The sequence below is a fragment of the Mycobacterium noviomagense genome (assembly GCF_010731635.1).
GTDB lineage: Bacteria > Actinomycetota > Actinomycetes > Mycobacteriales > Mycobacteriaceae > Mycobacterium > Mycobacterium noviomagense.
Genome location: NZ_AP022583.1, coordinates 120,027 through 137,931 on the forward strand (window position 1 = coordinate 120,027; position 17,905 = coordinate 137,931).

At 64.0% G+C, this 17,905-nt stretch carries 13 protein-coding genes and 1 pseudogene; 10 read left to right on the forward strand and 4 right to left on the reverse strand.

The features are described from left to right. Positions 1 to 158 precede the first annotated feature (158 nt). Positions 159 to 1,805, forward strand: coding sequence for a (2,3-dihydroxybenzoyl)adenylate synthase (locus tag G6N15_RS00380; RefSeq protein WP_083084623.1), 1,647 nt, complete (start codon positions 159 to 161; stop codon positions 1,803 to 1,805). Here G6N15_RS00380 and G6N15_RS00385 read toward each other — a convergent pair. After that, positions 1,802 to 3,189 (reverse strand): annotated as a pseudogene (locus G6N15_RS00385) (WS/DGAT/MGAT family O-acyltransferase). The gene G6N15_RS00380 and the pseudogene G6N15_RS00385 overlap by 4 nt on opposite strands. A gap of 135 nt (positions 3,190 to 3,324) precedes the next feature. Between G6N15_RS00385 and G6N15_RS00390 the strand changes: the two are divergent. Genes G6N15_RS00390 through G6N15_RS00410 form a run of 5 tightly spaced genes read left to right on the forward strand, consistent with a single transcriptional unit; the run spans position 3,325 to position 8,526 of the window. Continuing rightward, positions 3,325 to 4,311 carry an alpha/beta hydrolase gene (locus tag G6N15_RS00390; RefSeq protein WP_083084485.1) on the forward strand — a complete coding sequence of 329 codons (987 nt, stop codon included), beginning with the start codon at positions 3,325 to 3,327 and terminating at the stop codon, positions 4,309 to 4,311. A gap of 2 nt (positions 4,312 to 4,313) precedes the next feature. Then, entirely contained in the window at positions 4,314 to 5,189 is an 876-nt protein-coding gene (locus tag G6N15_RS00395) for an SDR family NAD(P)-dependent oxidoreductase (protein WP_083084483.1), read from the forward strand. Further along, entirely contained in the window at positions 5,186 to 6,106 is a 921-nt protein-coding gene (locus G6N15_RS00400; protein WP_083084481.1) for a reductase, read from the forward strand. Before G6N15_RS00395 ends, G6N15_RS00400 begins: the two co-directional genes overlap by 4 nt. Continuing rightward, positions 6,103 to 7,605, forward strand: coding sequence for a flavin-containing monooxygenase (locus G6N15_RS00405; protein ID WP_083084479.1), 1,503 nt, complete (start codon positions 6,103 to 6,105; stop codon positions 7,603 to 7,605). Before G6N15_RS00400 ends, G6N15_RS00405 begins: the two co-directional genes overlap by 4 nt. Positions 7,606 to 7,611: 6 nt before the next feature. After that, positions 7,612 to 8,526 (forward strand): MerR family transcriptional regulator, encoded by a 915-nt coding sequence (locus G6N15_RS00410; protein WP_083084477.1) that lies wholly within the window; start codon positions 7,612 to 7,614, stop codon positions 8,524 to 8,526. A 2-nt stretch (positions 8,527 to 8,528) separates the two neighbouring features. On the opposite strand, the gene G6N15_RS00415 is transcribed toward G6N15_RS00410, so the two are convergent. Beyond that, positions 8,529 to 9,884 (reverse strand): salicylate synthase, encoded by a 1,356-nt coding sequence (locus G6N15_RS00415; protein ID WP_083084475.1) that lies wholly within the window; start codon positions 9,882 to 9,884, stop codon positions 8,529 to 8,531. Between the two features lie 332 nt (positions 9,885 to 10,216). On the opposite strand from G6N15_RS00415, the gene G6N15_RS00420 reads away from it, so the two are divergent. After that, positions 10,217 to 10,432 (forward strand): hypothetical protein, encoded by a 216-nt coding sequence (locus G6N15_RS00420; RefSeq protein ID WP_083084472.1) that lies wholly within the window; start codon positions 10,217 to 10,219, stop codon positions 10,430 to 10,432. 202 nt (positions 10,433 to 10,634) lie between these two features. Further along, positions 10,635 to 11,840, forward strand: a complete 1,206-nt coding sequence (locus G6N15_RS00425; protein WP_083084470.1) for a sodium-dependent bicarbonate transport family permease — start codon at positions 10,635 to 10,637, stop codon at positions 11,838 to 11,840. Positions 11,841 to 12,043: 203 nt separating this feature from the next. Here the strand turns inward: G6N15_RS00425 and G6N15_RS00430 are convergent, their stop codons facing one another. Next, positions 12,044 to 12,841, reverse strand: a complete 798-nt coding sequence (locus G6N15_RS00430) for a helix-turn-helix transcriptional regulator (RefSeq protein ID WP_083084467.1) — start codon at positions 12,839 to 12,841, stop codon at positions 12,044 to 12,046. Between the two features lie 194 nt (positions 12,842 to 13,035). On the opposite strand from G6N15_RS00430, the gene G6N15_RS00435 reads away from it, so the two are divergent. Both G6N15_RS00435 and G6N15_RS00440 read left to right on the forward strand, forming a co-directional pair. Beyond that, complete coding sequence (locus tag G6N15_RS00435) at positions 13,036 to 13,464, forward strand: MmpS family transport accessory protein (protein WP_083084464.1); 429 nt, start codon at positions 13,036 to 13,038, stop codon at positions 13,462 to 13,464. Then, complete coding sequence (locus G6N15_RS00440; protein ID WP_083084462.1) at positions 13,461 to 16,328, forward strand: MMPL/RND family transporter; 2,868 nt, start codon at positions 13,461 to 13,463, stop codon at positions 16,326 to 16,328. The genes G6N15_RS00435 and G6N15_RS00440 overlap by 4 nt, the downstream gene beginning before the upstream one ends. Before the next feature lie 349 nt (positions 16,329 to 16,677). On the opposite strand, the gene hemW is transcribed toward G6N15_RS00440, so the two are convergent. Beyond that, positions 16,678 to 17,850 carry a radical SAM family heme chaperone HemW gene (gene hemW, locus G6N15_RS00450; RefSeq protein WP_083084459.1) on the reverse strand — a complete coding sequence of 391 codons (1,173 nt, stop codon included), beginning with the start codon at positions 17,848 to 17,850 and terminating at the stop codon, positions 16,678 to 16,680. Between the last annotated feature and the right edge of the window lie 55 nt (positions 17,851 to 17,905).

Sequence of the window (17,905 nt, forward strand, 5' to 3'; positions counted from 1 at the left end):
GAACGCCTCCTTATGACCTGCTCGCAGCACACCGATGGGTTGCGCCTGGGGCATCGCCGATTTTCGCGTTAACCCTACTAGTTAGCACAGGCTGCCCTAATTTGGGTTGGTTACCCTAATCTTGGCCATGGAGGGATCAAAGGAGGCTGGTGCAGCAGATGCCGACGGCAGCCCCGCCAGGGTTTGTGCCGTTTCCCGTCGACCGGGCAGCGCGATACCGGGCAGCCGGTTATTGGCTGGGGCGACCCGTCGATTCGATCCTGACCGATGCCGCCCAGCGCTGGCCCGATCGTCCGGCGGTGCTTGACGCCGACGACCACGGACGCGGCCAATGCCTGACCTACGCCGAGCTGGACGCGCGGGCCGATTGCGCAGCCGCGGGACTGGCGGCGCTCGGCATCGCGCCCGGCGACCGGGTTCTGCTGCAGTTACCGAATACCTGTGAGTTCGCGGTGGCCTTATACGGCCTGTTGCGCGCAGGAGCGATCCCCGTGATGTGCTTGCCGGGGCACCGCGCCGCCGAGGTAGGGCACTTCGCCGCCGTCAGCGACGCCCGGGCACTGCTTATCACCGACGTGGCAGCCGGGTTCGACTACCGCGCGATGGCCCGGGTAATAGCGGGTGATCATCCCGCGCTGCAGCATGTCGTCGTCGACGGCGACCCTGGGCCGTTCGCGTCGTGGGCGCAGGTATGTGCCACCTCCGCGCCGCGTCCTCCGGTCGCGGTCGATACCGGGTCGCCGGCATTACTGCTGGTTTCCGGCGGCACGACCGGGCTGCCCAAGCTCATTCCCCGCACCCATGACGACTACGTCTACAACGCCGCGGCCAGCGCCGAAGTGTGCCGGCTAACCGGCGACGACATCTATCTGGCGGCGTTGCCGGCGGCGCACAACTTCCCGCTGGCCTGCCCCGGGTTGCTCGGCGCGATGACCGTCGGTGCCACCACCGTGTTCACCACCGATCCCAGCCCCGAATCGGCCTTCGCCGCCATCGCGCGCCACAGCGTCACCGTCACCGCGTTGGTGCCGGCACTCGCCACCCTGTGGGCATACGCCTGCGAATGGGAGCCGCTGCCCCCGAAAACGTTGCGGCTCTTGCAAGTTGGCGGATCCAAGCTGGAGGCAGCAGATGCCCGCCGCATACGCGAAACGCTGACCCCGGGTCTACAGCAGGTGTACGGGATGGCGGAGGGACTGCTCAGCTACACCCGGCTCGACGACCCGCCTGACCTTCTCGACCACACCCAGGGACGGCCGCTGTGCGACGACGACGAACTGCGCATCGTCGACGACGCCGGCGATCCGGTATCACCCGGCGCCGAAGGCGAATTATTGGTACGGGGCCCGTACACGCTCAACGGCTACTTCCGCGCCGAGCGTGAAAACCAGCGCAGCTTCGACCGCGACGGCTTCTACCGCACCGGCGACGTAGTGCGCCGCTTGGCCAACGGCTGCCTGCAAGTCACCGGCCGAGTCAAAGACGTCATCCACCGCGGCGGCGAAACCGTGGCCGCCCAGGACGTCGAAGAGCACCTGCTCACCCATCCCGCAATCACGTCGGCCGCGGCCGTGCCCCTACCCGACCGCTACCTCGGCGAAAAAATCTGCGCTGCAGTAGTTTTCACAGGCGCACCATTGTCGCTGACCGAGTTGAACCACTACCTCGATACGCGCGGAGTTGCCACGCACGCGCGCCCCGACATCGTGATCCCGCTGACCACGTTGCCCACCACAGCGGTGGGGAAGGTGGACAAGGTGGCGATCAGCCGGTTGGCCTCAGCCGATCACGGGAGCGCGCCCTAAGAGCTGCCTGGCGCCGCCGCCTTTTCCAGTTCCTGTAACGCCGGCTCGACGGCGTCGGCCAAGTCGACGACGTCGTGGGCGATTTCGGGTGTGGTGACGAAGCCGAAGTCCATCCAGTTGCGATAGCTGAAACAGGTGATGTTCAGCCCGACGTCCATCACCAACGGACCGATCGGCATGAACCGCTCGACCACGGCTCCGACGGCGTAGAGCGGGCGGTCGGGACCGGGCACGTTGGACACCACCACGTTGATCGGCGCGACGTTCGCGCCCAGTCGGCTGATCGTGTACGCACGCGCGGCCAGCGTGAGCAGCCCCGGCGGCGTCGTTTCGGTCAGCCCCATGATCTGGTGCGCCGTCAGTGCTTTCCTCATCGCCTTGGCGCCCTGCGTACAGCGGTAGATGGCTTCCAACCGCTCGGCCGGGTCGGCGACGTCGGTGGCCAGGCTGACGGTCATCGAGCTGAGCTGATTGGCCACATCCTTCTTGTCGTTGTGGGTCGACACCGGCACTTGCGCGATCAGCGGATGGTCGGGCAACTCGCCACGGTCTTCGAGGTAGCTGCGCAGCGCCCCGCCACTATCGCCAGCACCACGTCGTTGATCTTGACGGCGAACGCGTCTTTGATCACCTTGATCCGATCCAGCTCCACCCGGCTGCTGGCAATGCGCCGATGCGGCGAGATCGGCGCATTGAAGCGGGTCTTCGGCGCCGAGAAGTACCGCGGCGGCTTGTTGGAGATGCTGCGCGCGGCGAGTTGTTGGCGCAGCAGCTGCTCGGTCAGTCGCATCATCCGGTACGGCGTCATCACTGCGACGTTGAACATCGCGCCGATCAGTTGGCGTTCCAGGCCGGGCGGCCCTTTGTCGCCGAGTGTTCGCGCGGCGTGCTCATTGGGCCCTCGAGGTTCCGGAGTGACATCAAGCATGATCTCGCTCAGCCCGGCACCGGACACGCCGTCGATCAGCGCGTGGTGCATTTTGGTCAAGATGGCCACTCGGCCGTGCTCGACCCCTTCGATGAACCACATCTCCCACAACGGTTTCGAACGGTCGAGCTTGTAGGACATCAGATGCCCGACAAGTTCGTCGAGCTCGGCGCGCCCTCCCGGTGCGGGTACCGCGATGCGCCGCATGTGAAACTCGAGATCGGGTTCCTTGTCTTCCACAAAATACGGCCGGTCGAGCCCCAGCGGGACGCCGACGACGCGGTAGCGCAGCTGCGGCAGCTCGCCGATCCGGGCGGCGAGAAGGTCACGCAGCGCGTGGAAGCGGAAGTTCGGGGCCTTCGCGGGATCGCAGATCACCAAGGCGCCGACATGCATGTGCCAGCCCGGTGTTTCGGCGAACCAGAATGCGGCATCGACACTTGACATACGCCTCATGGCAAAAAGCGTAGGACGCTGCACAAGGGTGCGAACCAGAAATGAAAAGCTCCGCACATGCCTGTTGACCTCAGGTTGAGGGCCGCACCGATATTGCCATTGACTAATGTCACCATTTGCGATTGACTCTGTTGCATGGGCGACGGGATTCCCGCACGCGGCTCACTGCGATCACGCGCAGCGGCGGCGGTCAGCGCGCTGACCCTGCGACAGATCAGCGCGATCCTCCCACCTGAAAGGGCTTGGGGCCTATGGGCCTCACGGCAGATCGTCGCCACGATCATGGACGTCTTCGGACCGTCATTGGCGGGCGCGAGCGTCGAACCGGTCGACTGCGTGCTTCCCGACGGCCGCCGAGTCGTCGGCGAATGGGTGCGCGGGGCCGGTGTGGAGAACGCCCACAGTGTGGTCTATTTCCTGCACGGCAGCGGCTTTGCGCTGTGTTCGCCACGCACTCACCGGCGGTTGACAGCGTGGCTGTCGCGGCTGACCGGCCTGTCGGTGTTTTGCATCGATTACCGGCTGGCGCCCCGCTACCGCTTCCCCACTGCCGCCGACGACGTGCGCGCGGGCTGGGATTGGCTGGTGACGAGCTGCGGCGTGGCACCGGAAAGTATTGTGCTCGCGGGTGATTCGGCTGGTGGGCATTTGGCGGTCGACCTTCTGCTGCAGCCAGACGTCGCCGCGGCGCACCCTGCAGCGCTGGTGCTGTTCTCGCCGCTGGTCGACCTGACCTTCAGCCTCGCCGCCAAGGTCGAACAACGCCGCACCGATCCGGCAATCCGGGCAGCCGATGCCGCACGACTGGTTGGGCTCTACAGCCGCGGACTCGATCCTGCCCATCCGCGGCTGAAGCTCGATGTGGCCGGCGGGCCTGCCCTGCCACCGACGTTGATCCAAGCCGGCGGGGCCGAGATGCTGGTCGAGGATGCGCGCAGCCTTGCCGAGGATATCCGCGCGGCCGGCGGCGACTGCGAATTGCAAGTGTGGCCGAACCAGGTGCACGTCTTCCAGGCCCTGCCGCGCCTGTCTCCGGAAGCCGCCAAGGCGATGGCGTACGCAGCCCGGTTTATGGCTAATGCGTTGGCGGCCAATGTGGTCCACGCCGGGAAGGCAGGCTAGAGATGCTGGGGCTGTTCAACAAGAAGAAGCCAAGCCACCGGGCATCGGCGGTGGTGACCGGTGCCGGGAGCGGAATCGGCGCGGCATTCGCCGTCGAACTCGCCCGCCGTGGCGGTGCGGTGGTGTGCAGCGACATCGACGAGGTCGCTGCCCGAAAAACGGCCGACACGATCACCGACCACGGCGGCCGGGCGACCGCGATCCACTGTGACGTGTCGCAGTTCGACGATGTCCGCGAACTGGCCGCCAAGTCCGAATCATGGTTCGACGGCGCGCCCACATTGCTGATCAACAACGCCGGTGTCGGCGCCGGCGGAACGCCCATCGGCGAAGTATCCCTCGATGATTGGCACTGGACACTGGGCGTGAACCTGTGGGGACCCATACACGGCTGCCATGTCTTCACCCCGATCCTGCGCACAGCCGAACCGTCCACCGTCCCGCGCGGCATCATCAACGTCGCCTCCGCCGCTGCGTTCGGCGCCGCGCCCGGCATGGCCGCCTACAACGTCAGCAAGGCGGGCGTGCTCTCGCTCTCCGAGACGCTGGCCGCCGAACTGTCCGGCACCGGCATCCACGTCACGGTGCTGTGTCCGACGTTCGTCAAGACCAACATCGTCCAATCCGGACGCATCACAGCCGAATCAACCGAATTCGCGGCGAAACTCATGCGCTGGACCGGTGTTTCGGCCGCCAAAGTTGCCCGGACGTGCCTGGATACCAACGACCGCGGCGACCTGTATTGCATGCCGCAACTCGAGGCCAAGATCGGCTGGAACGCCAAACGCTTGGCGCCGGCGGCTTACACCCGTGCGGTTGGCCTGGCGTCTCGGGTCGGCCCGCATTGGGACGGAACAAGTAAGGAGTTGCGCACATGACTATCGACATGGACGCCATGCTTGCCAAGATCAAGGACCGGCAGTGGGCGCTGGCCGACATCGACTGGGACGCCCCGGGCGCCGAGACGATCAGCGACGACTTCCGGCCGAAGCTGAAGGCGTTCATGGCCGACCTGTGCTGGATCGAGAACATCGGCGCCCGCGGGTTCGCGGCGTTGGCGAAGAAGGCCCCCACACCGACCATCGCCGAGATCTACCGCTATTTCCACGCCGAGGAGCAGCGCCACGCCAACGCCGAACTGGCGCTGATGAAGCGTTGGGGGATGCTCGACGACGGCGAGATGCCCGAACCCAATGTCAACATCAGGCTGGCCATGCAGTGGCTCGACACGTACGCCGACGGCATGTCGCTGTCGATCCTGGGCAGCGTCATCCCGATGCTGGAGGTGGCGTTGGACGGCGCGCTGCTGAAATTCCTGCTCGACGAGGTTGACGACCCGGTGTGTCACAAAGTGTTCGAGAAGATCAACAACGACGAATCCCGGCATCTGGCCGTGGATTTCGAAGTGCTCAACATGATCGGCCACGCCAAGGCGCGCAAGCTGGCCATCGAGTTGGTCGGCACCGTCGCTTCACCTGGATTGATCATCGGCACGCTGATGTATCTGCCGCTCCTCAACCGGGTGCGCAACGAACTGGCCGACATGGGGATGGAGCCTGAGCGGCTCTATAACGCGGTCAAGCGGTTCAAGCAGCTCGGCGAGCGCGGCGACTTCACGTGGCGGGTACCGACGTACCAGGTGCTCAAGCGGCACGCCGCGATGGTGGTCAACCCGCGCCACCCGTATCACTTGCTGGCTAATTCCATGGTGTGGCTGTCGGACTTCTATCCCAAACCGTTGCTCAAGCCGGTGCCGAGCTGGTTCAAGGAGCTCACCTACGAGCCGGCGGCATGACGATGGCGCGCAACCACATCCACGCGACATTGATCGTCGGTGCCGGCTTCACCGGGCTCGGTGCGGCGCTCAAACTGGCAGAAGCCGGTGTCGACGACTTCGTCATCCTCGAGCGCAGTGATCGGGTCGGCGGAACCTGGCGCGACACCACCTATCCCGGTATCTCCTGCGACATCCCGACACTGCTGTACTCGTTCTCGTTCGCCAACAACCCGCGTTGGTCGCGCACCTACCCGTCCGGCGCGGAGATCTGTCGCCACATCGAGGACCTCGCCACCGAGTTCGACCTTTACCGGCGCATCCGCTTCAACCACGAGGTTAGCGCGCTCTCGTTCGACCAGAACACCGGCCTGTGGACGGCCACTACGAAGGGCCGCAAGCGATTCCAGGCCCGCACCGTCGTGTTGGCGTCTGGGCCGCTTTCGGACGCCAGCTTCCCCAACATCCGCGGCATCGACTCCTATCGGGGCAAGAAGATTCACAGCGCCCACTGGGACCATGACTACGACTTCACCGGCAAGCGGGTCGGTGTCATCGGTACCGGCGCCAGCGCTATCCAGATCGTCCCGGAACTGGTCAAGCAGGCCGAGTTCGTCAAAGTGTTCCAGCGCACCCCCGGCTGGGTGCTGCCCCGACTCGACGTCCCCACTCCCCGGCCCGTGCAGGAGTTGTTCGCCAAAGTGCCTGCGGCTCAACAACTTGCGCGGCAGGCACTGTACTGGGGTCATGAGGCCAGTGCCACCGCGCTGGTGTGGAATACGCCGCTGACGTCGCTGGTGGCGCGGCTCGGCAAGGCGCATCTGCGAGTGGCAGTCAAAGACCCCTGGCTGCGCCGGCAGCTGACCCCGGACTTCGTTCCCGGCTGTAAACGCATGCTCGTCTCAAGCGACTACTACCCTGCGCTGCAACGCGACAACTGCAAGCTCATCGACTGGCCGATCGCGACGCTGAGCCCGGTCGGCATCCGCACCAGCGATGGCGTCGAACATCACCTCGACTGCATTGTGTTCGCCACCGGCTACGACGTGCACCTGACCGGCCCGCCGTTCCCGGTCACCGGGCTGGGTGGTCGCTCGCTCAACGCCGAATGGGTCGATGGCGCACAGGCCTACAAGAGCATCAACGTGCACGGCTACCCGAACCTGTTCGTCATGACCGGACCCAACTCAGGGCCCGGACACAATTCGCTGCTGGTGTACATCGAAGGACAGCTCGACTACGCGGTGCGCGGCATCACGACGATTCTCGACAACAACCTGCGCTATCTCGACGTGCAAGCAGACGTGCAGCGGCGGCACAACCAGCGCATCCAGCAGCGGCTCGCCAAGACGACGTGGATGACCGGGTGCAGCAGTTGGTATCTGACCAAGGACGGCTTCAACGCCTCGATGTACCCGGGGTTCGCCACCCAGTATCTTCGACAGATGCGCGATTTCCGGTTCGCCGACTACGACGCGGTCGCCCAACCCTCCGACGTCCGCGTCAGCTCATCGGCCTGATCCGCGATGGCTGCCGACCGACCGCCGCGGGCAGAAACCGGCACGATCGCCGGGGTGCTGGCCAACCTGCGGCGAACGCCTCGGCGGGTTCGGCGGCAGTCCCGCGAATTCATCGAAACCGCGGTGTCGCAGCTGTTCGACGCGGCGGCTCACCATCCCCATGGCGCAGCCGGCACCGGCGAATACCGGATCGAGGAGCTGGCCCGGCTGGCGGGCACCACCACCCGCAACATCCGGGTGTACCGCGACCGCGGCCTGCTGCACCCACCGCTGCGGGTAGGGCGGATCGCGCTGTTCAACGACACCCATTTGACCCGGTTGCGGCTGATCACCTCGATGCTCGACCGCGGATACAACATCGCGCACGTGCGAGAAATGCTCAACGCGTGGGAGGAAGGCAAGGACCTCGCCGACGTGCTCGGCTTGGAGTCTGCGATCGTGGGGACGTGGGCCACCGAGAAGCCTGAGACCATGCCGCTCGCCGATGCTCAGCGCCTCGTCGACGACGTCGAAGCGTTCGACCGGCTGGTGAAGCTTGGCTTGATCCGACTCGACGGTTCGCAAGCCACAGTCGTGCGGCCCAAATTGATCAAGGCGTTCAACGAGATCCGCGGCTACGGCGTGAGCATCGACACGCTGGTCGACCTGCATGAGCAGATCGTTCCGCTGGTCGACCAGATCAGCGAGATGCTGGTGCGCGCCGGCGCCGAGCACGTCGCCAGCCGCATCAAGCCCGGCGAGCCGCTGCCTCCCGACACCGAAATCGCCGAGTTGATCACGATGCTGGTGCGCTTCCGTACCCAGGCCGTCACGTCGGTCGCCGCCACCCTCGCGTCGTCGATCGAATCCACCATCGAGTCGCTGGTCAGCCGCATTCTCGCGGATTACATGGCGAATTCGCCTGAGGCTGAAGCGAACTGAGACTAGCGGCGACGCGCAACGAGATACGGGGTCAGCGTGTTCAGCTTCTCGCAGGTCTCCTCGAATTCCCGGTCTGGGTCCGACGCGCCGATGATGCCGGCGCCCGCCCGCAGCCAAGCCTGCCCATCGTGCTCGAAGGCAGCACGCAGCGTCAGCGCGGCATCCAAGCCGCCGTCGGCCGACAACATCACCACTGCACCGGAATACAATCCGCGCGGGCTGTCGTCGAGACGCAGAATAGCGTCCACCCCGGCGGCTTTCGGGATGCCTGACGCGGTCACCGCCGGAAACAGCGCCTCTAGGGCATCCATCCGGTCTTTGGACGCGTCGAGGCGCGCGCTGACAGTCGACCCCAGGTGCTGCACACTGCCCCGTTCGCGAACCGTCATGAAATCGGTGATCGCCGCGCTGCCCGGCTCGGCGATCTCGGTGATCTCTCGCAGCGAGCCGCGCACCGAGATCGCGTGCTCGGCAATCTCTTTGGCGTTTGACTCCAGGTCGTCGCGGGCTTGCTGGTCGCGCAGCGGCCCGCGGCCCAGCGCCCGTGTCCCCGCCAGCGGCTCGGTGACCACCATGCCGTCGCGGTGCACCCCCGCAACGAGCTCCGGGCTGTAGCCAAGCGCACGAAATCCGCCTAGCCGCAACAGGAACGAGCGCGCGGGGGTGTTGTGTCTGCGGCCCAAGCGGTAGGTCGACGGAAAGTCGAGCTCAAATGGCACGTCAACCCGACGCGACAGGATCACCTTGTGATAGCGGCCCGTAACGATCTCACCGATGGCGGCTGCTACCCGGCGACGGTAGCCGGCGGCGTCGGCGGCCACCTCGACCGGGGACGCCGTGGGTATGCCGGGCACGCCGTCGTTCAGCAGCCGACGCACCGCCTCGCGGTGGCGCTCTTCGGCGCCGGACAAGTCGATCATGTCGCCGCTGATGACGATGCGGTTTCGCGGCCAAAAGACTCGGGCCAGCGGAGTATTCGGCGCCAAACGATCCTGCAGCCCGAAGCGGTAAGCACCGAATTCGAACGCGATCCAGCCGAAAGCGTGTTGGGTTTCCAGCAGCAGCCGGTCGATCGCCTCACCGAGTACCCGCCCAGGCTGGCCAGACCACGGCTGGCGCTGAACGACACCGTCGCGCACGACACGCAGCTCGTGGCAGTCCAGCTCGACTACGGCCTGCACACCGCACGCCAAGACCCATTGCCCGTCGTGTTCGTAGAGCAGGTAATCGTCGCCGTCGCGCTCCGGCAGCACCGCTGCCACCTCGGCCGCCAGATCGGCCGGGTCGGTGTCGCGGGGCAACCGGATGGACTCGGACGCGGCGTGCGCGGTACTTGTCTGGACACCGACCTCGGTCACGATTAGTAAATGTAGCCTAACCTATCCACGGCAAGGGGTGGTCTCTCATAAATGCACGCTCCAGCTGGAGCGACGTCTGAGGCACAGACCGCGGGACCCCTCAATGCTGCTGATATGTGAACCTATATGAACCTTTGGCAAACGACCGATGACGTGGCGAATCACGGCATGGCCGCGGACCGTATCGCTCCGTAAGATCATCTCGGCTTGCGCTTCTGCGAAAGGACAGCAGCATCGGTCGAGCGAGCCTCCGGCGAAAGATCAGTGAGCCGTGAAGCTACCGCTCGACCGGGGCGAATCGAACTACCGACCGAGAGAGAGGGGCACACATCGTGTTCATCATCCGGCTCCTTGACGGCGAAGAGATCCACGCAACCGAGGGCGACCAGCTCATGCTCAACCAGGAAACCGGTGTACTGACCGTCTCCCGCGCGGACGGATTCGACGAAGTCACAACCCACTACTCGCCGTCGGTATGGGGATCGGTGACGCACCGCATCAGGGGTGCCGTCGGTACCAAGCCCTCGCTCGTTTCGTCGTCGCGCTGACGCTGCGTTAACCCCTTACCGCCGCGCCGTGCCCGTTCGCCATCGAACCTTGAGGTTGCCTGCCAAACCAGCGGCAAGCCGGGAATGCGGCTCGCCATCCGGCTTCGACATCGCTATGTTTGCGGGGTTGTCCACCGCGGCGTCGACGCACGGGTGGTCACGAGAGTCAGCACAGCGGCGCTAAGTAGTAAGGGAGAGCCCCATGCTCCTGGAGTTCTGGCAGAACTTCACTCACAACCTTTTCAAGCCGCTGCTGCTGTTCTTTTATCTCGGGTTCCTGATCCCCCTGCTGAAGGTGGAATTCGAATTCCCCTACGTGATCTATCAGGGCCTGACGATGTACCTGCTGCTGGCCATCGGCTGGCACGGAGGCGAAGAGCTCGCGACGATCCACGCCTCGAGCATCGGCAACATCGTCGGGTTCATCGTCTTGGGCTTCCTCTTGAACTTCGTCATCGGCTTCATCGCCTATCTGCTGCTAACCCGCATGACGAAGATGCGGCGGATCGACAAAGCCACCGTCGCCGGCTATTACGGCTCGGACTCGGCGGGCACCTTCGCCACCTGTGTGGGTGTGCTCGCCACTGTGGGACTGACGTTCAACGGTTTCATGCCGGTGATGCTGGCCGTCATGGAGATGCCCGGCTGCCTGGTAGCTCTCTACCTTGCGGCGCGGTTGCGGCACCGGGGAATGGACGCCGCGGGCACCATGCCGGACGAGCCGGGCTACCAGCTGGCGAAGGTGGGGCCGGGTGCGGCCACTCAGCCGAGTGCGGGGCAAAGCCTGGACACCGAACGCGAGCGAGCGATCGAGCAGGAGCTGGAGCTCTCATTGGAACAGCGAGAGCATCCCGACAACGGCCAGAAGCAGAGCCTCGCCACTGTGAAGCTGCTGAGGGAGGTCTTGCTCAATCCGGGCCTGTATCTGCTGTTCGGCGGCATCGTCATCGGGTTGGTCAGCCGGCTGCAGGGAGCCAAGGTGGTGCACGACGACGACAGTGTCTTCGTGACCGCTTTCCAAGGCGTGTTGTGTTTGTTCCTGCTGGAGATGGGGATGACGGCGTCGCGGCGATTGAAGGACCTCAAGACCGCCGGCCCGGGTTTCATCGCGTTTGGTCTGTTGGCGCCCAACCTGTTTGCAACGCTGGGGATTATCACGGCCCACACCTACGCCCACCTGACGCATTTCCACTTCAAGCCGGGCACCTACATCTTGTTCGCTGTGCTCTGCGCCGCCGCCTCGTACATTGCTGTGCCCGCCGTGCAGCGATTGGCGATCCCGGAGGCCAGCCCGACCCTGCCGCTGGCCGCGTCACTGGGCTTGACGTTCTCCTACAACGTCACAATCGGAATCCCGCTCTACATCGAGATCGCGCGGGTCATCACCCAACACTTCCCGGTCACCTGACGGCACGGCCCGAAAGGCGTTATCCACAGTCGGGCCTTGATTCACAGATTGCACTGATCAGCAGCCGGACCGCCCGCGCGTGTCGACGCGCCCGATTAGCGTCGCTCGTTTTACCCGCGCGCCGAGTCGATGAGCGTGTCCGCCTGGAGACTGCCAGCCCGGCAAAAAGCTTCGCCAAGGTGCGGAATCGGATTGGTCCGCCTTCACGCTGATTGCCCGATCGAAAAGAAAGAGCCGTTTTTCCTGCTCCTGTGAATTACAAGAAATTGTCCTGGCGCACTCGCAGCAGAAAGCAGCTCATAGTCAAACTCAATCTCACCTAAATCTCTATGCCGGAGCTGCTTGACTTTACCGCCGGAGATACCGACATCGTGACTTTTCCACATCCCGACGAACTCGCTGCTCTTTTCGGAAAGTTCAACGATGATCTCGGCCATATCTTGCTGCTCAATATCAGCACCCAGGATGCGGTGCACGGTGGCGATGGCCGTTTTCGCGTATGATTCCCAATTCATCCAGAGGGTTTTCGCTTCCGGATCCAGGAATAGTAGGCGCAGGATATTTCCGGTGATCTTGAATTGCTGGAAGAGCAACGACGCTTGCGGGTTTTCGGCTAACACATCGCAGCGCCGATTGACAATGTACGCCGGACCGAGTGTCCAGGCCTGCATCAGTAGAAGCAGATACTCACCTGGGTTCTGCTGCGAACCGGGCTTCCACCGCCAGCGGTGTTGCGGGACCGCGAGGTCATGCAAATATGCCGCCTCGTCGGGAGACAAGCCGAGCGCCCTCACCAAGGCGCCTAATACCTGCGGTGACGGGTGGTTTTCTCGTCCTTGCTCCAACCGCGCGTAATAGTCGGCACTGATCCCGGCCCTCGCAGCCACCTCCTCACGGCGCAATCCAGGGGTGCGCCGCCGTCTCCGCAACTCGCCGTCGCACTCCCGGCCGGGTGTGATCGCCTCGCGACGCGCACGAAGAAATTCTCCCAGTGTCGTCACGACGTGATGCTAGCCGGCGCGTCTTCGTGGTTGTCAAATTCCTAGGTAAAGCCCGCTCTGCCTTCGAGCTACAGTCTTTCGCCACCATAGGTGGTCGCAGCACCTTTTGCGGCTCGCTTGCAGAGGCGACCCACCGGGCTCACAGCCAACGCAACACGAAGCAACTGCAACTGCGACCTTCTAAGGACGATCCGATGTTGCTGGGCACCCTCAAGCGCTTCTGGATTCCGCTGGTGATCGCTGCAGTTGTGGCCGTCGGGAGTTTTGTGGCTTACCGGTTGCAAGGGATCTTCGGCTCGCACCCTTTTTCCGAAGCCGGCCCAGTCGAACAGATTGTGCCGGTCAACGTTAAGCACGTGACCTATGAGGTCACCGGTCCCGCGGATACTGCGGGAGTTGTGAACTATCTGGACGAAAACGCCCAACCCCAGCGGGCAGATTTCACTACCCTGCCTTGGTCGTACACCGTGAATACGACGCTGCCAGGGGTGTTCGCCAACGTGGTGGCCCAGGGGAATAGCAACACAATCGGCTGCCGCATCGTCGTCAACGGGGTAGTCCGAGACCAGCAGTCCGCTACTAGCCTTAACGCACAAGTTTTCTGCCTGGACAAGGCCGCATGAACGGCGATCGCACAGAACCGTCGCGGCTCGCGCGGACGTTGCGGCGGCTTGCGGTCCCGATTCTCTTGGGCTGGCTGGCTCTTACCATCGTCGTCACCGTCTTCGTGCCGCGGCTGGATGTGGTTGAACGGGAAAACTCCGTGGGGTTGTTGCCCAAGGATGCTCCGTCGCTGATCGCGATGAAGCGCATGGGCAAGGTGTTTCACGAGTTTGACTCCGACAGCGTCGCGATGGTGGTGCTGGTCGGTGACAAGCCCCTGGGTGCCGAGGCGCGCCGCTATTACGACGGCTTGGTGGGCCGGCTTGAGCGCGACACCACCCATGTCGAGAAAGTGCAAAACTACTGGGGCGAACTGGTCACGGCAGGGGGCGAACAGAGCGCCGACAGCAAGGCCGCCTACGTGCAGGTCAATCTCGCCGGCGATCAAGGCTCGACGAGAGCGGACGAGTCGGTGCACTCGGTAGAGAGCATCGTGGCGCGCTCACATCCGCCGGCGGGGATCAAGGCGTATGTCACAGGTCAGGCACCGCTGACTACCGACATCACCGAAGCCGGCGACAGGGGACTTGCGAAGCGGACGGCGATAACGATCGGCGTGGCCACGCTCATGTTGCTCATTGTCTATCGCTCGTTCGTGACCGTGCTGGTTGTGCTGGGCGTGATCTTCGTCGAATTAGCGGCGGCGCGGGGAGTCGTCGCATTCATCGGTAGTTTTCACCTGATCGGCTTCACCACTTTCGCGGTCAGCCTGCTCATGTCGCTGGCGATCGCGGCCGGCACAGATTACGCGATATTTTTCCTCGGCCGCTATCACGAAGCCCGCCAGGCCGGCCAGGATCGCGAGACGGCGTTTTACACCACATATCGCGGGGTTGCCCACGTTGTCCTGGGCTCGGGGCTGACTGTCGCCGGGGCGATGCTGTGTCTGCGGTTGGTGCGGCTACCCTATCTGAACACCCTAGCGATCCCATGCGCGGTGGCGCTGGTCGTCGTGATCGCGGCCTCGCTGACACTGGTCCCGGCCCTTATCGCCATCGGCGGCCGCTTCGGCCTGCTCGACCCCAAACGAGCGATCAACATCCGCAGGTGGCGGTGCCTAGCGGCCGCGATCGTACGCTGGCCCGCGCCGATCCTTGCCAGCGCTGTGGTGGTCTCCATCGTCGGCGGGCTGACCCTGCCCGGGTACCACACCAACTACGACGACCGCTACTACATACCCGCCGGCCTGATATCCAACGTCGGCGACCGAGCTGCCACACAGCATTTCACCCACGCAAGAATGAATCCCGACCTGTTGCTGGTCGAAGCCGATCACGACCTGCGCAATCCGGTCGACATGCTCGACTTGGACCGGATCGCAGCAAATATCTTCCGGGTGCCCGGCATCGCCAGGGTACAAAGCATCACCAGACCGCTGGGATACAACATCGAGCACGGCACCATACCGTTTGCAATAGGCATGCAGCCGGTCCCCATCCGGGAAAACCTGCAGTATCTGAAGGACCGGTTAGCCGATATTCTCAAGCTGAGTCGCGATGACCTCGGCGTCCAGATTGCGACGTTAGAGCGCATGTACAACGTGCAAAAAGAACTATCCGAGTCCATTGGCGATAGCGCTCGGGTGACGAATGATACTGCTGCCATTACGGACGAAATACGGGACCATATCGCAGATTTTGACGATTTTTGGCGGCCGATCCGCAGTTACTTCTACTGGGAAAAACACTGTTTCGACATCCCCATATGTTGGTCGCTGCGGTCTATCTTCGACGCTTTGGACGGCTTCGATAAACTCGCCGAGAATTTTCACAAGCTAGCCAAAGACCTCCAGAGAAGCGCTGACGCGTCGCAAGAGATGCTCACGTTGATACCGCCGATGATCGACGTCGCAAAGTCAATGCAGACCACATTTTTGACCCTCTACAGCAGTTTTTCGGACCTGCTAACTCAGATGGATCGCATGACCGACACCAGCACACTCATAGGGGAATATTTCGACAAGGCTAAAATAGACGGTCTTTTCTATATCGCCCCGGAGGTGTTCGACAGCCCAGACTTCAAGACAGGGCTGAGACTGCTGGTCTCCCCTGACGGCAAATCCACCCGCATGATCATCACCCACGACGTCGATCCCGCGACCCCCGAGGGCATCTCACATGTCGACGCAGAACTCAAGGCCGCGCGCGAGGCCGTGAAAGAAACCCCGTTGGCCAGCGCCAAGTTGTACCTCGGCGGCACCGCGGCAGCATTCAAAGATATCCAAGAATCCACCAAATACGACGTCATGACCGAGGCCATCGCCGCACTGATCCTCATCTTCATCGTCATGTTGGTCATCACCCGCGCGCTGGTCGCGTCGATCGTGATCGTCGGCACAGTGGTGCTGTCGCTGGCGACGGGCTTCGGGCTCTCGGTGCTGGTCTGGCAGCACCTCCTCGGCTTGGAATTGCACTGGATCGTGCTGCCGTTCTCGGTGACCATCCTGCTGGCCGTGGGATCGGACTACAACCTGTTACTGGTCTCACGGTTCAAAGAGGAGATCGGCGCAGGACTCAAAACCGGCATCATCCGCTCCATGGGCGGCACCGGTGGAGTCGTGACCGCAGCCGGCTTGGTGTTCGCCTTTACCATGGCCTCATTGGCAGTCAACGAGCTGCACACGCTCAAGCAAGGCGGCACCACCATTGGCTTGGGCCTGCTTGTCGACACCTTGATCGTGCGCTCGCTGATGACGCCGTCCATAGCTACCCTGCTGGGACGCTGGTTCTGGTGGCCGCTGCGGGTGCGTACCCGCCCGGCTAGCGAACTGCTCCGATCTGTCGGACCCCGTCCTCTGGTTCGCGCTCTTCTTTTGAGGGGGTAGATTTCCGCCACCTGACGAACCCAAGTGTTTATACCGAAAACACCACTTGCTCAAGACTTTTGGGACTGGCGCGACGAGCAATGGGCCGACGGCACGGTGGTCTGGACTTCTCCAACTGGTTAGACGTATACCACTCGCCCGGGAAGTCGCCTGCTATTTCCCGCCTTATGCCTGCCCACCGGCCAGTTGCCTTGTGCTCAAACGACGCAACTGAGCGACGACCGCGGGCTCATGATGCCCAGGCGCCGCCGAACGCGAGAGCAAGACCGCGCCTACCGCATCGACGCCGAACGCGCACTCAACGACGCGCACGTCGCCGAACGCAACCAGCCGCCGCCGTTTTAGCTGTTTAATCCAGCAGCGCGCGTACCACCGCGTCGGCCAGCAACCGGCCGCGGTCGGTGAGCACCAGCCGCTCATCCTCCGTCACCACCAAACCGTCGGCGATCGCGACCGCGGCGCGCTCGCGTTCCGCCGCTTCCAGCAGATCCAATGGCAAGCCTCGGCGCAGTCGGATTTTCAGCAGCACGTCCTCGGTGTGCAAAGCGTCGGCGTCGAGTTGCTCGAAACCGGCCACGGGCAGGGCTGCATCGGCCAGCAGCGCCGCATATGTGTTGGGATGCTTGACATTCCACCACCGAGTGTTGCCGACATAGCTGTGGGCGCCCGGGCCAGCACCCCACCACTGGCCGCCGTCCCAGTAGCCAAGGTTGTGCCGGCATTGCCCGCCGGGGCGGCTCCAGTTGGAGACCTCGTACCAATCGAAACCGGCTGCCCGCAGCAGCTCATCGGCGATCTCATAGCGATGCGCCAGCACGTCGTCGTCGGGCGCGGCCAGCTCTCCGCGCCGGACCCGTCTCGCCAACGCCGTGCCCTCTTCGACCACGAGCGCGTAAGCCGACACATGGTCGACGCCGGCGTCGATCGCGGCGTCCACCGAACGCCGCAGGTCGTCGTCGGATTCGCCCGGCGTTCCGTAGATCAAGTCGAGACTGACATGGTCAAAGCCGGCGGCCAGCGCTTCGCCGGCCGCCGCCACCGCGCGTCCCGGCGAGTGCACCCGGTCCAGCGTGCCCAGCACCCGCGGCGACACTGACTGCATGCCCAGCGATACCCGGGTGTAGCCCGCGGAGCGCAGCGCCGCGAACAACTCCGGTGAGGTGGATTCCGGGTTGGCCTCGGTCGTGACCTCGGCATCGGCTGCCAGCCCGAACTGCTGCCGCACCGTGTCGAGCACTGCGCACAAGCGCTCGGCGCCCAGCAGCGACGGCGTCCCGCCCCCCAGGAACACGGTGTCGGCCGTCGGGCCGCCCAACCGGGCGGCCGCCAACTCCAGCTCCGAGCCCAGCACTCCCAGCCAGGCGTCCGGGTTGACCCCGCCCAACTCGGCCGGGGTGTAGGTGTTGAAGTCGCAGTACCCGCAGCGCGTCAGGCAGAACGGCACATGTACATAGACCCCGAACGGTGCCCCAGGGGTCAGCTGCATGTCGGGTAGCCCGACCGCTGCCGGATTCGCTGTCATGCCACCCCATCATCACATAGCGAGCCGGCCAAGGCCGGTCCTCAGCCACGCACCA

Excerpts from the sequence above, each read along its gene's own strand:
- G6N15_RS00380 (WP_083084623.1), top strand. The coding sequence starts at position 159 with ATGCCGACGGCAGCCCCGCCAGGGTTTGTGCCGTTTCCCGTCGACCGG.
- G6N15_RS00390 (WP_083084485.1), top strand. The coding sequence starts at position 3,325 with ATGGGCGACGGGATTCCCGCACGCGGCTCACTGCGATCACGCGCAGCG.
- G6N15_RS00395 (WP_083084483.1), top strand. The coding sequence starts at position 4,314 with ATGCTGGGGCTGTTCAACAAGAAGAAGCCAAGCCACCGGGCATCGGCG.
- G6N15_RS00400 (WP_083084481.1), top strand. The coding sequence starts at position 5,186 with ATGACTATCGACATGGACGCCATGCTTGCCAAGATCAAGGACCGGCAG.
- G6N15_RS00405 (WP_083084479.1), top strand. The coding sequence starts at position 6,103 with ATGACGATGGCGCGCAACCACATCCACGCGACATTGATCGTCGGTGCC.
- G6N15_RS00410 (WP_083084477.1), top strand. The coding sequence starts at position 7,612 with ATGGCTGCCGACCGACCGCCGCGGGCAGAAACCGGCACGATCGCCGGG.
- G6N15_RS00425 (WP_083084470.1), top strand. The coding sequence starts at position 10,635 with ATGCTCCTGGAGTTCTGGCAGAACTTCACTCACAACCTTTTCAAGCCG.
- G6N15_RS00435 (WP_083084464.1), top strand. The coding sequence starts at position 13,036 with ATGTTGCTGGGCACCCTCAAGCGCTTCTGGATTCCGCTGGTGATCGCT.
- G6N15_RS00440 (WP_083084462.1), top strand. The coding sequence starts at position 13,461 with ATGAACGGCGATCGCACAGAACCGTCGCGGCTCGCGCGGACGTTGCGG.
- hemW (WP_083084459.1), bottom strand. The coding sequence starts at position 17,850 with ATGACAGCGAATCCGGCAGCGGTCGGGCTACCCGACATGCAGCTGACC.